This is a genomic window from Chondromyces apiculatus DSM 436, assembly GCF_000601485.1.
Taxonomy (GTDB): domain Bacteria; phylum Myxococcota_A; class Polyangia; order Polyangiales; family Polyangiaceae; genus Chondromyces; species Chondromyces apiculatus.
Window position 1 is genome coordinate 1 of sequence record NZ_ASRX01000023.1, and the last position, 15,958, is coordinate 15,958.

At 69.8% G+C, this 15,958-nt stretch carries 6 protein-coding genes and 1 pseudogene; 4 read left to right on the forward strand and 3 right to left on the reverse strand.

Translation table 11 applies throughout. The features are described 5' to 3' along the window. Positions 1 to 95: 95 nt before the first annotated feature. The 3 genes and pseudogenes from CAP_RS55780 to CAP_RS44770 form a co-directional block, all read right to left on the reverse strand. Positions 96 to 245: pseudogene (locus CAP_RS55780) on the reverse strand (RHS repeat-associated core domain-containing protein); the annotation flags it as partial. A gap of 40 nt (positions 246 to 285) precedes the next feature. Continuing rightward, positions 286 to 1,101, reverse strand: a complete 816-nt coding sequence (locus CAP_RS50475; protein ID WP_156040869.1) for a DUF6968 family protein — start codon at positions 1,099 to 1,101, stop codon at positions 286 to 288. A gap of 9 nt (positions 1,102 to 1,110) precedes the next feature. Then, positions 1,111 to 6,990, reverse strand: a complete 5,880-nt coding sequence (locus tag CAP_RS44770) for an NHL domain-containing protein (RefSeq protein WP_052375389.1) — start codon at positions 6,988 to 6,990, stop codon at positions 1,111 to 1,113. A gap of 1,680 nt (positions 6,991 to 8,670) precedes the next feature. On the opposite strand from CAP_RS44770, the gene CAP_RS16505 reads away from it, so the two are divergent. The 4 genes from CAP_RS16505 (at position 8,671) to CAP_RS16520 (ending at position 15,920) form a co-directional block, all read left to right on the forward strand. Beyond that, the gene (locus tag CAP_RS16505; protein ID WP_044241684.1) at positions 8,671 to 9,333 is read left to right on the forward strand and encodes a hypothetical protein; all 663 of its coding nucleotides are present in this window, start codon (positions 8,671 to 8,673) and stop codon (positions 9,331 to 9,333) included. 248 nt (positions 9,334 to 9,581) lie between these two features. Next, positions 9,582 to 12,356: a DUF2169 family type VI secretion system accessory protein gene (locus tag CAP_RS16510; protein ID WP_044241686.1), complete on the forward strand. Its 2,775-nt coding sequence runs from the start codon at positions 9,582 to 9,584 to the stop codon at positions 12,354 to 12,356. Between the two features lie 124 nt (positions 12,357 to 12,480). Beyond that, positions 12,481 to 15,270, forward strand: a complete 2,790-nt coding sequence (gene tssI / locus CAP_RS44775; protein WP_052375390.1) for a type VI secretion system tip protein TssI/VgrG — start codon at positions 12,481 to 12,483, stop codon at positions 15,268 to 15,270. Next, positions 15,270 to 15,920, forward strand: coding sequence for an ankyrin repeat domain-containing protein (locus tag CAP_RS16520; protein WP_044241688.1), 651 nt, complete (start codon positions 15,270 to 15,272; stop codon positions 15,918 to 15,920). Before tssI ends, CAP_RS16520 begins: the two co-directional genes overlap by 1 nt. Positions 15,921 to 15,958: the final 38 nt, after the last annotated feature.

Consider the following 15,958-nt stretch of genomic DNA (forward strand, 5'->3'; position numbering starts at 1 on the left):
GTGCTGGGCGCAAAAGTGCCCAAGTCGAGACGAGAGGCGGCATTGTTTTGTCGACGATGCATGCTGCATATCTCTCGTTTGCGCTGGAGTAGCAAATCCTTCGCGGTCCAACTGCCGGTCTCCGGATCGTAATCCCGCGCGCCGAACCTCACGAGCCCCGTCGCCGGATCGTACAGCCACCCCGCGAACCCGAAGGGCTGGAAGCCCGGGTTGGTGTCGAGCACCACCCGCCCGAATTCATCGTATCCATGCGCTGCTCCCCGGCAACGTCGGCGTCAGGAATCCCTACCGTTTACGCCTTTTTCGGAGACCAACTGCGGGTCGAACCGTCGCTCCCGGCTTCTGCTGCGGACCGCGCAGCGCCGCAAGTTTCTCTGTGATCAGGCGGTGAAGCGTTGTGCCGTGCTCGGCTACGGCGCTCGCTTGGAGGAGATACTTCCTCGCATCATTTTGCTTTCCCTGATTCACGAAGCCTTCTGCAACTGCGAGCAGGTTGTCCGCCGAGGGTTGTTGTCGGGCGAGGAGCCGTGTCAGCCGAGACTCTTCAGCGACATTCTTCATCGCCCTTGCCGCGGCCAGCTCGCCCTGGAGACACATCGTGGCTGAATCGACGAGGTCAAGCTGAAGACATCGCCTTCGGAGCCGGCCAAGAACCTTGCCAGCCTGCCCAGGATCCAGACGGAGCAGCGAAAAACCCTCTCGGATAGATTCTCGCAGAGAGGAGTCAGGCTTGGGCAAGTATGCCGTCCGTCGTGGTTTCGTGACGTTCTCAAAGACATCGACCGGAAAGCCAAGGTCGTCGTCCTCGGTATTTGCCCAGGTCAATCGCTGGTGCCGCTTCGCGAGCGCCAGCTCTATTCCGACCCGTTGCACACACAGCACCAGTGCCTGATAGGTGTCTGCGCCGCAGGTCTCTTGTTCGATGGTCCCTTGTCGCAGTCCTGCGATACGGAAGCTACATCGAGAGATTCCTCGGTCTGCATCGGTGACCGGGGCTGAGATCGCGACCGTTACTTGACTCTTCGAGCCCTGACCCAGGTCGCACGCCAATTCTGTGAGAGCAATCCAACTGCTTTCGCCGCGGATTTTGACGGGCGTCATCTTGATCCTCTAATCTAGAATGAGGCGTGGCAAAGGTTTTCGTGTCACGCAAGCGGCATAACGTTCGTTGGAACTCGCGAAACATGCATACTTCCTCTTGCTGATGCGGTTACAGGTAGCCACGTCGCTCTCGCGTAGGACCTCGCACTCCCTTCTGAGCGATTCCTCTTCCTCGAAGTCAGGGATGTCATTGTCCAGCGTGAGCATCATCGCGATACATATGCCGGTAAGCGCCGTTGTCGTCAGCGCCGGCAGGACGATGGGAGCCGTCAGCACGCCCACCCCTGTAGCGACCCACTCCCAGGTCACGGCTGAGCGCCCCGTGGGATCGCTGCGATTCACCGGGTCGCCTAGTGCATACGCATACAGATTCGTATCCCCACCCTCAAACAGCAGCGGATCCTTCGCGGTCCACCTGCCGGTCTCGGCGTCATAGTCCCGGGCGCCGAACCTCACGAGCCCCGTCTCCGGGTCGTACATCCCCCCTGCGAACCCGAAGGGCTGGAACCCCGGGTTCGTATCGAGCAGCACCCGCCCGAATTCATCGTAATCGAGGCGCTGGGCGATGGCCCCTGTCGCCGCATCCACTACGAGCCGCACGCTGCCGACCTGATCGCTCACGATCCGGTACGTCACCCCTTCCTTGAGCATCACCTCCGGAACGTTGGGCCGGTCTCCGTAGATGAACCGCGCCACCACTGCCCCGCCCGCATCGATCTCCGCCGCAGGCTGGAGCGTGTTCCGGTAGAGCCAGCCTTTGACCAGCGCCCCGTTGACCTTCTTGCCGACGCGGCGCCCCAGCGGATCCACCACGTAAGCGATGACGGTCCCATCCGGCAGGGTCACCTCCCGCAGGTTGCCGAGGGCGTCGTAGGTGGTGAGCCTCGTCGCCCCGGTGGTGGTGTCGGTGCGGCTCTGGAGCACCCCGCGTTCGTCGTAGGTGAAGGTGAAATCCCCGTAGGTGAGCAACCTGTCCTGGTCATCCAACGTCGCCGCCTCGGTGCTCATGGCCGTCACCCGCGCGAGGCGGTTGCCGTTCTCGTCGTGGTCGTAGTGGGTGACCAGGATACCGTCACGCAGCACGTCGCCCAGGCGGCGGGCGAGATCGTACTCGTAGCCGTCCACGTGCGTGACGCCGCCCAGCGTCTCGGTCTTCTCGAACACGCGCCCGAGGAGGTCGCGCTCGTAGGTGGCGGTCAGCAACGGCGCGCCGCCGACGGTCACGGTGCGCCCGGTGATCTGCCCGAACGCATCGCGCGTGAGTGTCTCGACCACGCTGCCCACGGTGATGCCAGTGAGCAGCCCGTTCTGGGGATGCCGGCTCAGCGTCAGCGGCCCCGCGCTCGTGAGCAGCCCATCCAGGTCGTGACCGAAGACGACCGGGTGCCCGCCGTTCACGCGCTCCTGCACCACCCGCAGGTCGTCGTCGTGGTTGCGGTGGAGCGCCCCGCTGATCGCACCCGACCAGGTGACAGCGGTGAGCAGGTGCCCATCGTGGCCGAAGGCCAGCGCCACGCCTGCAGGACCGCTGAGCGTCGCGAGCTTGCCCGTGTCGGGGTCGAATGTGCGGGCGATGCTTCCCAAGCTCCCGCCAGCTCCGCCCGCAAAGCCCAGCGCTGTCAGGCGGCCCGCGAAGTCACGGCTGTGGCTCAGCGCCGTGCCGTCCGGCAGCGTGGTCGAGGAGAGCTGCCGGTCGAGATCGTAGCTCCAGGTCGTCGGCAGCGGCGCCCCGCTCGCGGGCAGCGGCGGATCGTACGACGCGCGCTGGTCGAGCGGCGTGTAGCCGAACAGATGCGCGGGCCGGCCTGGTGGGGTGACGGAGAGCAGGTTGCCCACGAGGTCATGGTCGTAGAGCACGGCCTCGCCATCGGGCCGGTAGGCCTCGACGACGCGCCCGATCGGATCCCTGACGAACGCCTCCACCTGGCCGAGCGGATCCGTCACGCTGGCGAGGAAGCCATCCGCCGCATAGGCGTGTGTCAGCGTGCGCGCGCCCTGCGTCAGGGTATCGAGCCGGCCATGCGCGTCGTAGGTGAGCTGCACGGGAACCATGCCTGCTACCACGATCTCCGCAGCCCGGCCCTGCGTATCGGCCGTGATGAACACGCTCCTTCCCGCAGGTGTGGTGTGGTTCGTCAGCCGCGTGGCGCGCGTATATACGTCGGTGTAGCTCTTCCCGTTGCGCGTCGTCGTCTCCTGGAGCGCGGTGAAGCTCGACGGATCCGCAGGGTTCAGCAGCGTGGCAGTCCGGGACCGGTTGACGGTCAGCGTGTGTCCACCCGGCGTGGTGACGCGCTCTTGCTTCCGGTACGGCGCCAGCATGCCGAAGACCGGATCCGGTGCGAGCGCCCAGCGCATCGTGCGCCCATCAGGGAGCTGCGTGACCACCTGCCCCGAAGCATCCGGGGCTGCTGTTCCGGTCAGGTCGGCGGCGTTGGTGATGGTCCGGGCTGCATCGAGCGCGCCGGGCTTCTGGACGGCGTAGGTCGTGCTGCGGCCGAGCGCGGTGGTGACGGTGACCGCCCGTCCCTTGGCGAGCGTGCTTCGTGCGATCGACTTGCTGCCTCCCGCGGGATCGGCATCGTTGAGGAGCCGCCCGGCGCTGTCGTACGTGAAGGCGTGCGCCCGCCCGAGCGCGTCGACCAGCCCCGTGAGGAGCCCTCCATTGCCGTAGCTCAGCGTGGTGACCTCGCTGGCCGAGTTGGCCACAGAAGCGAGCATCCCGTCGCCGTGTGCCGTGAGCGTGGTGGTCTGCCCGAACGGCCCGGTGATCGCCGTCGCCGCCCCGGCAGCGTCCCGGGTGATCGTGACCACGTTCCCCTCGGCATCCAGCACCGACGCGAGGAGGCCAGCGGCGTCGTACTGGAAGGTCCAGAGCGGCGTGCCCGTGCGCAGGTCGATGGTGCGCAGGTGGCGCCCGAGGCCGCTGAAGACGTGCGCCTCCCGCGCGTCCTCGGTCGGAATCGCCAGCTCCCCCAGGGCGACGCCCGGCATCGGTGTCCGCGCGATGCGCCGCACCCGGTGCGAGAGCATCTCCGCGACGACCAGCGCCCCGTCCGGACCCAGCGCGAGCTGACCCGCCACGCCGATCTCGGTGGTCAGCGCCCGCGCACCTTCCGGAGGCGGATCGACGGCGTACGTTCCGGTCCCGGCGAAAGCGTGGATCGACCCGTCCGGAGAGAGGCGGCGGATGCGGTAGCCCGCGCTGTCGGCCACGAAGAGCGTTCCATCCGGCGTCAGGACCGCCGCGGTGGGGCTGTTCAAGCGCGCGGCGATCGCGAGGCCCTCGTCCCCGCTGAAGCCGGCCTGGCCCGTGCCTGCGACCGTGGTGATCCTCCCGCGCCGGTCGACGTGCCGGATCCGGTGGTTCTGCGTGTCGACGATGTACAGGCCACCATCAGGGGCCACCACGACCCCGCGAGGCCCCTGGAGCCGGGCCTCCGTCGCGGGCCCCTCATCGCCGGCGTGGCCAGGCGTGCCGTTCCCCGCGACCGTGGTGATGGTCCCATCGGTGCCTACCCGGCGGATGCGGTGGTTCAGCGTGTCGGCGATGAACAGCGTGCCATCCGCGGCCGCAGCCACGCTGAACGGCCCGCTGAGGCGCGCCTGGCTCGCTGGACCCCCGTCGCCGGAGAAGCCTTGTTGCCCGGTGCCCGCCACGGTGTGCATCACCCCATCCGGCGCGACCCGCCGCACGCGGTGCCCTCCTGGCTCGGCGATGTAGAGGCTGCCGTCAGCACCGAGCGCGAGGCCGCGGGGCACATGCACCTGTGCCTGCGCGGCAGGACCCCCATCGCCTGCGCCTCCGCTGGTGCCGGTCCCGGCGACGGGCCAGATCGTGCCGTCGTACGCGACGCGCCGGACCCGCGCGTGTCCGGTGTCGCTGAGATAGACGCTGCCATCCGGCCCCACGGCCACCCCGGAGACCGTGTCGAGCGGCGCACTCCGCGCGGGCCCCCCATCGCCGAGCGCTCCGGTGATCTGTCCCTTGCCTGCGAGCGTGCGGATCTCGGTGCCGAGCGCCGCGCCGGTCCTGCGGCGCCCATCGCCCAGGTAAAGGACATCGGCGCCAGGGCTGTAGACGTGGTGCGCGCTCAGCGTCCAGCCGCCGAGGCCGAGCGCGAGGGCATCGAGGCCGCCCAGCCGCCCACGCCAGCGCTTCCAGGTGGTGACTTCCCCGCGGGTGCGGCTGTTCGAGATCTCTTCCCCCGCGAACGCACCGAACGCTGGCGCGAAGTCCGAGGGCGCCAGGTACACGCCCTCGTAGATGTAGCCAATCTCCACGGAGATCGGTTGCTCCCCCTGCGTCTCCCGGCCGAACACGTCCTTCCCATCCCACTCGAACGTGGTCTCGCGGCTCGACGCGCAGGGGCAAGGGAACGACTGCTCGACGCGGCGCCCCGCGATCTCGACGACCAGATCGATGCGCTTGACGGAGGCAGGAACACCCCCGCGCGCAAGCGGGATGGTCAGGGTGCTGCGACCCTGGTGTCCAGCGACGCGATCGCTGCGGTAATGCAGCGAGAACGGCGTCCCCGCCAGGGGCAGCGCCTCGCCGAGCACCTGGTTCTCGCAATCGATGATCGATCCCTGCTCCTCGCAGGCCATCGGCTCAGGCTCGTTGCGGTCGGGATCGCGTCCACCTTCGCCGCCGCTGCCGCCAGCGCCACCGCTGCCGCCGGCGCCACCGCTCCCCGACGTGGTCGCGCTCCCGCTCGAAGCGCTGCCATTGCCGCTGGACGTGGTGTCGTCATCACCGTCACCCGAGCAGGTGAGGCTCAGCGGAACGCACGCATCCTCCGGAAACCCATAAGGCCAGTTGCAATCCCACGGCGTGAAGTGCTGAATCGGCACGCGCCACAACGAATGACCAGGTGGGTACAGCTCGGCGAGCTTGGACTGCTCTTCGGGGGTGATGCCGAGCAGGTCGAGGGCGGCGCCGTCGTCGGCAGCGCCATCGCCGTCGGTGTCGAGCTCGGCCATTCCGGCGGTGATAGCCACGATCCGGACGACGCGGCCATTGTCGGACGGGACCCACGCTGCCCGGATTCGATCGTAATACCCCATCGGCACCACGGTACCGGCGGGGAAGCCGAGGAAGTTGTCGACGTAGAAGGGCAGCGGCTGGTTGAACGAGACGCTGACGGCGCCTGCCGCGAGCGCCTCGTCCGCGCTGAGTTCGACGGCATACGTATATCCGCTGGTCGGCGGGAGCGATGCGGGCATGGCCTCCGGTCCACGCGCGCCGACCGTGTACTCGGTGGCGCGCAGGCTGAGGGTCGTCACGGGCTCCAGGGTGCCGTCGGGGAGGAGAAGCTCGGCGGTGGTGCCCGGTGGGAAGAGCACCGTGGCCTGGCGGGTGCCGTCCGCGTCGACGACGACGCTGCCTCGGGCCTCGGCGTAGGGCGGTGCTGCGTCGAGATCGATGGGCGTGACGTGCGCGTCGAGCGGCACGAGGACGACGTCCGGCGCGTGCGCATGCCCTTGCCAGGGCACGTCGACCTTCCGGGCCGCGGGAAGGTGCCCCTCGGCGTGGTAGGTGACCACGAGGGGACCTCCTCCCTGGACCGCCATGGTGAACGCGCCATCGGCGTGGGTGCGGGTGCTGCCGATCTCGGGGTGGTCGAGGAGCGAGACCGTCACGCCCGCGAGAGGACTGCCATCCACGGCGCGCACGGCGCCATGAAGGCCCGACACACGCTGCGGCGAGAGCGTGAACAGGGAGAGATCGGCGCCAGGCTGGAGGGGATCGGCTCCTTCGACGAGGAATGCCAGGCCCTCCGCAGGGAGGGTCGCGACGGTGCGATCGAGCGGCGCGCAGGCGGTGTGAAGGACACCCGCCGCAGGGTCGCATGCATCGAAGGTGCAGGGGTCACCATCGTCGAGCACCGGAGGAGGTCCGGAGATGCAGTGGCCGGCGCCATCGCAGGCTTCGGTGCCATTGCAAGGATCTGCGTCGGGACAAGGGACGCCTGCGGGTGCGGGAGGGCTGGCACTGCCCTGAGGCATGCAGGGCGGGCCTGCCACGGCGCCCCCCTGTCCTCCCTGTCCTCCGATGCCGCTGCCGCCCCCCTGTCCTCCGATGCCGCTGCCGCCCCCCTGTCCTCCGATGCCGCTGCCGTTTCCAGTGCCACCCTGCCCGCCAGTCCCGCTCTGGCTACCCTGGCCGCCGCTCTCGCCGGAGGAGGTGTGAATACCGCCGCTCCCCGCGCTTCCACCGCTTCCCGGGACGCCAGCACCGCCGTCCCCGCCTCCGCCCTGCGTCCCCGTGGTCGCGGTCGCGGTCGCGCTGGCAGTGCTCGTAGCCCCGCCATGGCCCCCGCTGCTGCCGCTTAATCCCCCCTGACCATGAGACGGGGGAGGGCCGACGTCCTGCCGGTACGGTGTCGCTTCCTGCGGCTGGCAGCTCACCAGCAGCACAAGACTACCCATGAAGAAGCCGCAGGCACTCGTACGCATCCCGCCTCGCTCCTGGCCACTGCTGGCCATCGGAATCCTCGGATGTGCATTGGATGCAGACCGCATGCCGGAGCGAATGACGATAACCTCGCCGCAGGATACGCGCGCTCCACTGCAATACGCGCGCTCCACTGGACCTCCACAGGGCGTCATGAAAGCGTGAAATACACGCGCTTTACTGGATGGGCCCCTGCAATACGCGCGCTCCACCGATACCTCGCCTCCACTGGACGTCTGTGCGCCCGGCACTCCCGCAGGGCGCGGCTTTCCGTGAATACATGCGCTCCACTGGACACGCGCCCTGCAATACACGCCCTCCGGGTGAACCTCCCGCTCCACTGCACGTGCGTATTCCTGTGCAACTGAGCGCTCAGAGCGGATGCCGGGATCGGGAGAAACCGGGACAGGATGATCTGGTTACGGTGGGATCCAGCACCTGGCTACAGTGAGATCCAGCACCTTTACGGGGCGACGGAAGGGCAGGGCGGACTTTCCGAACGTTGGCCGGGGGCGACGGAGGGGGAGGGCAGACGCTCCGAGGGGGAGGGCAGACGCTCCGAGAGACGACTGGGGATGACGGAAGGGCAGGGCAAACCTTCCGCGAGTCCAGCGGGGCGACGGAAGGGCAGGGCGGACTTTCCGAAGGGCAGGGCAGACTTTCCGAAGGGCAGGGCGGACTTTCCGAAGGGCAGGGCAGACTTTCCGAAGGGCGGCTGGGGGCGACGGAAGGGCAGGGCGGACTTTCCGAATAGCAGGGCCGATTTTCCAAATAGCAGGGCGGAATTTCCGAAGGGCAGGTCCGATTTTCTGAAGGGCGGCTGGGGGCGACGGAAGGGCAGGGCGGACTTTCCGAAGGGCAGGGCAGACTTTCCGAAGGGCGGCTGGGGGCGACGGAAGGGCAGGGCGGACTTTCCGAGACTCTGGCGGGAATTCGGCAAGGCGCGGCCGCGGAGCGTCATGCGGACCACCCGGAAGGGGGCACCGTCGGGATCGTGCTGTGCGGGATGGGGGGTCGGCCGGGGTGGCGTTGCCCTGAGGAACACGCACTCGCTCCCGGGAGGCGCCGATGGTCGGCAGCTCGATGAGGGGCGAAGCAGAGGTAGGTCTGTCATGTCGAAGATCGTCATTGATCGTGCGGTCCCCGTGCTCACGGAGCCCAGCCACACGCCCGCCGCCAGGATTGCCGCGGGCGCCGTGCACATCGCCGCGCTCCAGAACAGCCCCGAGTGGGCCTCGGCGCCCGACGTGCAAACCGCGACCGAGGGGTGGCTCGTGGAGAACGACAGTCTGGAAGCGAGCGTCAAGACCATCGCCGAGCTGGAGAGCAAGCTGTCGGCAGCGCGGAGCGCCCAGGTCGCCGCCATGCGGCGGTGGGACACCCGCAAGCGCGTGGTGCTCAGCGCGGTGGAGACGGCTTGCGATGGGTCGAAGGACCGGGTGCAGCGCTTCGGGCTTTCGGTGGCGACGCGCAGGCCGGTGCCGCTCGCGGTGGTGCCGGAAGGCCTCCAGTCGCGGCGCAGCAACACGACGGGAGTGGCGAGCGTCGTGTGGACCACGCGCAAGGGCAACCGGGGGTACATGGTGCAACACGCGACGAACCCCGACGATCCGTCGACGTTCTCGACGCCCATCGTCAGCTCGAAGGGGAAGTTCCGGCTCTCCGGGCAGACCCCCGGCGAGACCCTCTACTGCCGGGTGAGGGCCATCGATCCCGACCTCCCGAACGGGCAGACCGACTACACGCCCTGGGTGGCGATGATGGTCAGTAGCTGAGCGCGGTGACGCCGGAGCAGGGGCTCGTCGGCTCCTGCTCTGGTGGCTGCGGTGGTGCTGGCGCGCCGGGGTGCCTCTGAGGTGAGGGGGCGCTCGCGGCGTCGACGAGAGGGGGACTCGTACGGCGCACCGCACTCCTGTACCGTGGGGGCGCCGCACGGGGGCTTCTGTGCCCGGGCGATGCACCAACGTAGATGGCAGGGGCGCTGTCCCGCACATCGGTAGCGATCGAGGTAGTAGCCATCCCCATGGACGTCATCTCGCTCTCGAGCCCTCGAACCGCGGGGCTGGTGTGGCAGCCGAAGCCCGGGAGCTTCATGCTCTCGGTCCTCTACAAGGTGACCTTCACCCTTTCGCCCTCGCGGTCGGAGCTCGCGCCCACCCAGGATCCGGTGGTCGAGGCCGACAACCACTGGAACGACGACGAGTGGCGGAGCCTGCACTCCGCGAGCGATCTGATCCCCACCAAGCCGCGCGCGGAGGTGGTGCTGGTCGGGCAGGCGTTCGCGCCGAAGGGGCAGCCGGTGCGGTCGCTCATCGCGGGGTTCACGGTGGGGACCACCGAGAAGTCCATCGAGGTGATGTGCGATCGCCACTTCACCCAGGATGGCGCGCTCCACGAGGGGCAGCGCTTCACCCGCATGCCGCTGGTGTACGAGCGCGCGTCGGGCGGCCCGGGGACCTGGAACCTGGCGGGGATCCGGCACGGGGTGCGCGACGCTTACGGGAGGATGGGGGTGCCCAACCTGCAGCCGCCCGGCGTCGTGGTGCACGCTCCGGAGGACTTCGTGGAGCCGGTCGGGTTCGGGCCGATGGCGCCGACCTGGCCCGTGCGTCGGGAGAAGCTCGGGCTCAACGCGGCGTCGTTCACCACCTCGTCGCTCGCGTACGCGCCGCTTCCCGAGGGATTCAACTACGCCTTCTTCAACGTGGCGCCGCCGGACCAGTGGGTGGACGCGCTCCGCGACAACGAGCGCATCGTCCTGGAGAACCTGCACCCGGACCACCCGCGCCTGGTCACCAGCCTGCCCGGGATCCGGCCGCGCGCGTTCGTGGACGGGCGCCAGGGGGCGACGCAGGCGCTGGAGATGCGCCCGGACACGCTGCTCATCGATACCGACCGCGGGGTGTGCTCGCTCCTGTTCCGGGGGATCCTGCCGCTCAGCCACGCGAGCGAGTCCGGGCGGGTGCTGATCGCCATGGAGCAAGGGCTGCAGACGCTGACGTACGCCGACGTGGAGCGGATGGCGCGCAAGGGGGGAGGAGATGTCGAGGTGACGGCCTTGAACGTCAGCCCGCGGACGGACCCTCCGCCCATGCCCACCATGAAGCGGGCGCAGACGCTGGTGGCGCCCATGGATCACGCGCGGTCGTCGTCGTTGCCGTTCGCGCAGCCGGGCGCGCCCCCTGCTGCCGACGACGGGCGGGCGCCCAAGAACCCGGGGGGGCTGCCGTTCATGCAGCCGGGGGCGTCCCCTGCCGGCGACGAGGCGAGGGTGCCCCAGGTCTCCGGGGGGCTGCCGTTCATGCAGTCGGGCGTCTTTCCGGCCGGCGACGAGGGGCGGGCGCCCAAGAGCGGGGGCGGGTTGCCGTTCATGCAGTCGGGCGCCTTGCCGGCCGTCGAGGAGGTGCGGGGGCCCCAGGGCGCAGGTGGGTTGCCGTTTGGCGCTTCGCCAGGGGGAGCCCCCGCGCCTTCCAGCGTGCCGTCGCCGCCATCACCGTCCGTGCCGCCCGCGTCGCCCGCGGCGCCCGCGCCGCCCGCGGCGATGCCGTCGCCTGCGCCTGTCGCGCCGCCCGCGCCCGTGCACAACCCCGCGGCGTCCTCGTTCTCGGGGATGGGGTCCTTCGCGCCGCCCGCCGCCGTGAGCCCGCCTCCGCTCTACGCCGGAGATGCAGCGGCGCGGATGGGGGCGGTGGCGGCGCCCGCGTCGGTGGCGGCCGTGGGGGCCATGAGCCCGTGGGCCTCCGGGGCTCCCCGCGGAGACGCGTTCTCGGCCCCGGTCGCGCCCGCTCCCGTGGGCTCTCCCCCTTCCGCGCCCCGTGGGCCCGTCGGCGCGGGCCTTCCAGGCAGCGCTGCTGCGGCCTCCGACGCTGCGGCGGACGCTTCGTCCCGCCCCATCCTCTCGCCGATGCCGGTCGGGTCGTCGCCCGCGTCGTTGCCTGCGGTCGAGAAGTCACCGCGCGTCGCGGCGGGCGAGGTGCTCGATCTCATCTGGTACGACGACGCTTACGTGCCGCGCGTCCGGGCGTGGTGGGAGGAGCTGGTCACCGCGCTGGACTTCGAGCCCTCCGATCCGCGCCGTGACCTCGGCGTCGAGGATCCGGAGAAGGCGCGGAGCCGGCACAACGTCTTCGGGATCATGAGCGATGCCCCGGTGATCGACACGGCCGGGGTCGCGCAGGCCATCGTGGAGGCGGTGGGTGAGCGGGGGCGCTTCAACCCGCCGCTGGCGCTGGTGGGCGGGGAGCTGCGCTTCCCCTTCGACGAGGTGGAGACGCTCCGGGCCCACATCGTGACCATCACCCCCATGGTGGGGAGCGACAAGCGGCTGAAGGACAACGTCGACTCCGTGAGCGGGCTCCTCAAGACGGACTACTTCCAGGGGTCGACCGGGGTGGCGGAGAAGGTCACCCGGGAGCTGCGCGAGCAGTTCCGCGAGGTGAACCGCGCGCTCCCCGCGAGCTACCTGGACACCCACGTGGAGCGGCTCCTGCTGGAGCAGCGGCACTACTCCATCCGCAAGGTCTTCGGGGGCGAGTTCATCCGCGCCCTCCTGGTCGCGCCGAGCACGGGCGGGGGCGGGAGCGGGGCGGAGGGAGCGATCCCGGTCTACCTGCCGAAGCACCTCGATCAGACCTTGCCCATGCTGGTGGTGATGAAGGCGCGCCTCATCGTCAGCGCCCACCTGCAGCAGGACCCGTACGAGGCGAGCCCGTACGCGCTCCGGGCCGTGGCTCTGGGGCGGTCGCTCCAGCTCGAAGGATTGCGCGGCGCGGCGTCGTGGAGGGGCTCGGGGCGGTGATGGCCGGGCGCGGGCATCGCGAGCGGCGGGGTCGCGATCGGGGGAGACTCCCCGACGCCCCCGCTCCGGGGTCCGCAGTCCGCTCTTGCTGCGCCGAAGAGCTTCCCCCTAACCTCGACCGGCGATGCCCATCCTCGAGCTCTCCTTTGCTTCGAAAGAGGACTCGCTGTCGGTGCGCCACTTCTCGGTCCGCGAGGAGATCTCGGGGCTGTTCGAGATCACCATCCTCGCCCGGTCGCCGCAGGACGAGCTGGATCTGGAGAGCATCGTCGGGCACGGCGCGGGCTTCGCGCTCGACAGCGGCGTCGTCCACCTGACCACCTCGGCGCGGGCCTGGACCGGGATCTGCAGCCACATGGAGCTGGTCCAGGTGGAGTCGACGGGGCTCTCCACCTACGCGCTCACCATCGTGCCGGCGCTGTGGCGGACGACGCTGCGCAAGAACAGCCGCATCTTCCAGCACCTGACCATCCCCGACATCGTGACCAAGGTGCTCGCCGAGTGGCAGATCGTGCCCGAGAAGCGGCTCAGCGCGGAGTACCTGAAGCACGAGTACCTCACCCAGTACGACGAGACGGACCACGCCTTCGTGAGCCGCCTCCTCGAAGAGGCGGGCATCGCCTACTTCTTCACCTTCGACGGGTCGCAGACCAAGCTCGTGCTCAGCGACGAGCCCACGGCGGGAGAGGCCCGGCCGACGCTGCCTTACGCCGACAACCCCAACGATGCGTCGGAGTTCGAGTACGTCACCAAGGTGAAGCTCGCCCAGGAGGTGAAGCCCGGGCGCTACGCGGTGCGCGACTTCGATTTCCGCAACAAGCTCGACGCGCAGCTCTTCGCCGAGGCGCGCGCGGCGACGGAGACGCCGTACGAGCAGTACGTCTACGAGCCCGGCGCGTTCTGGTACGAGCCCGGGCAAGGCGGCGGCACGCCCGTCGCCGACGACAAGGGCATCGCCCGCACGAACCCGGGCGAGGGCGACAAGCTCGCCCAGCGCAAGCTCGACGGGGACCGGCGGGCGCGGCGGGCGCTGGCCTACGAGACCAACGTGGTCGATCTCGCGCCGGGCGTGCTGCTGACCATCGATCCTCACCCCCGGCAGGACATCGGCGGCAAGAAGCTCCTGGTCATCGCGTCCACGCTCCAGGGCGCGCCCGGGGAGGAGTGGACGAGCACGGGGCGCGCGGTCTACACCGACGTGGTCTACCGCCCCGCGCGGCGCACCCGGAGGCCCCGCGTGGAGGGCGTGCAGAGCGCGGTGGTGGTGGGCCCGGCGGGCGAGGAGATTCACGTCGACGAGTTCGGGCGGGTGCGCGTGCAGTTCCACTGGGACCGCGAGGGCACCTACGACGACGACAGCGCCGTCTGGATCCGCCCGAGCCAGGGCTGGGCAGGCGCGGGCTACGGCCTCCTCGACATCCCCCGGGTGGGGCAGGAGGTGCTCGTCGAGTTCTTCGAGGGGAACCCGGATCAGCCGGTGATCACCGGGCGGGTCTTCAGCTACACGCGGCGCGTCCTCTACAAGCTGCCGGACAACAAGACGAAGAGCGGGTGGAAGACCGAGACGTACCCCGGCGCGGGGGGCTTCAACGAGCTGTCCTTCGAGGACGCCGCCGGCCGGGAGGAGATCCACGTCCAGGCGCAGAAGGACTTCACGGAGATCATCAAGAACAACCAGTCGTCGAACGTGCGGAGCAACCGCTCGGCGAGCGTGACGGTGGCCGACTCGATGACCGTGGGCGGGAGCCAGAGCTTCTCGGTCGGCGGGGAGCAGAGCCACACCATCGCCAAGGTCCAGGCGAACGACATCGGCGAGGACCGCACCTCGACCATCGCGCAGAGCGACACCATCGACGCGGGCAACGTGATCACCGGCGTGGTTGGGCCGGGGGTGGGCTATGTCTACCGCGACGATCAGCTCATCCTGATCACCAACGGCGTCGCGTCCGTGGTCTTCACGCCCGACGGGATGTACCTGGACGCGCAGGGCGACATCACCATCAGCGCGGGGCGCCTGCTCAAGGTCTCGGCCGACCAGGTGGCCATCGACGGGAGGCCCAACGTCTACTTCAACCGCGACGCCAAGCGCTTGCGGCTGGAGGAGCGGCTGAAGCTCATCGAGGACGCGCGCCGGAAGGCCGAGGGGATGCCGCCGGGCCCCGAGCGCGACGCGCTCCTGGCGGCCGCCTCACGGCTCTCCAGGAACAACCGGGCGGTGGAGAATGCCCGCCTCGCCGCGGACACGTACAACACCAGCGGCGCGCCCGAGGGGTGGGAGCGCCTCGAGACGTGGGAGTCTCCGAGCGGGTTCTACGCGGTCGCGTACCGCTCGCAGATCGATGGCCGGACGGTGGTGGCGTACCGCGGCACGGAGCCCGCGACCTGGCAGGACTGGGTGCACGGCAACCTCACCCAGGGCGCCGGGGTGCCCTCGCCGCAGTACGCGCAGGCGGCCAGCGTGGCCCGGCAGGCGCAGGCGCGGTACGGCAACAACCTGGAGTTCACGGGGCACTCGCTCGGGGGTGGCCTCGCCGCCACGGGCGCCATGGCCACGGGCCGGCGCGCCGACACCTTCAACGCGGCCGGCATCAACCCGATGTCGTACCTCTACTACGGCCTCGATCGCTCCGCGGCCGCGAACGTCGACAACCACACCGTGGATGGCGAGGTGCTCACCACCGTCCAGGGGGTGCCCCTCGTGCCTGACGCGGTCGGCAACCAGTACCCGCTCCCCGCGGTCCGCACGAGGACGGGCGCGCACGGCGACACCCTCCTCGACGCGAGCGGCCAGCCGACGTTCGAGGCGGCTCCCGAGAACGGCATCATGGAGAGCGTGGACCGGCACTCGCGTTACATCGACGGGATCGAGTTCCAGAAGGCCGAGGACGTGCGGACCATCCGGGGGATGCTGTGATGATCGACGCGACTCCTGCGCGACGTGTCCCTCCCGTCGCCGAGGTCTTCGCCGACGAGGACCTGCGTCGGGCGGCGGCGCTGGCGGAGGCCGGCGACGCGGCGCAGATCCGTGCGCTCCGCATCTTCGACCTCGACGCGGTGCAGCCCTCGGGCGTCAACCTGCTCATGTACGAGATCGCGGCGTGCAACGAGGTCGCGGTGCGGACCTTGATCGACGCGGGCGCCGACCCGAACGCGCTGACGGCGACGGGCGCGTCCCCGATGCTGGTCGCCGGGGCGAGCGAGGATCCGCGCTGGCTCGAGGTGCTGCTCGAGAAGGGCGGCGATCCGAACCTGAAGAACCAGTTCGACGAGCCCTTGCTGACGCTCCTGGTCCCCTACGGCCGGTGGGACAACACCCAGCTCCTGCTCGATCGCGGGGCGCGGATCGACGAGACGGGCCCCGCGAAGCAGACGGCGACCTACCTCTATGCCACGCTGCATCAGTTCGATCGCGTCCACGCCCTGCTGGAGCGCGGCGCCGATCCCACGCGCACCGACGTGAATGGCCTCGGGCTGCGCGATTTCGTGCGGCAGCGGATCCCTCCGGGGTCGCCGCAGGAGCCATGGCGCGAGCGCGTCATGGCGCGGATCGGCGCGTCGGAGTAACCGCGGGCAGCGCGGCGAAGGTGCGCCCGAAGACCGCG

Bases quoted from the DNA above. Each gene is read 5' to 3' on its own strand.
- CAP_RS16520 (WP_044241688.1), top strand. From the start codon at position 15,270: ATGATCGACGCGACTCCTGCGCGACGTGTCCCTCCCGTCGCCGAGGTC.
- CAP_RS50475 (WP_156040869.1), bottom strand. From the start codon at position 1,101: ATGACGCCCGTCAAAATCCGCGGCGAAAGCAGTTGGATTGCTCTCACA.
- CAP_RS16505 (WP_044241684.1), top strand. From the start codon at position 8,671: ATGTCGAAGATCGTCATTGATCGTGCGGTCCCCGTGCTCACGGAGCCC.
- tssI (WP_052375390.1), top strand. From the start codon at position 12,481: ATGCCCATCCTCGAGCTCTCCTTTGCTTCGAAAGAGGACTCGCTGTCG.
- CAP_RS16510 (WP_044241686.1), top strand. From the start codon at position 9,582: ATGGACGTCATCTCGCTCTCGAGCCCTCGAACCGCGGGGCTGGTGTGG.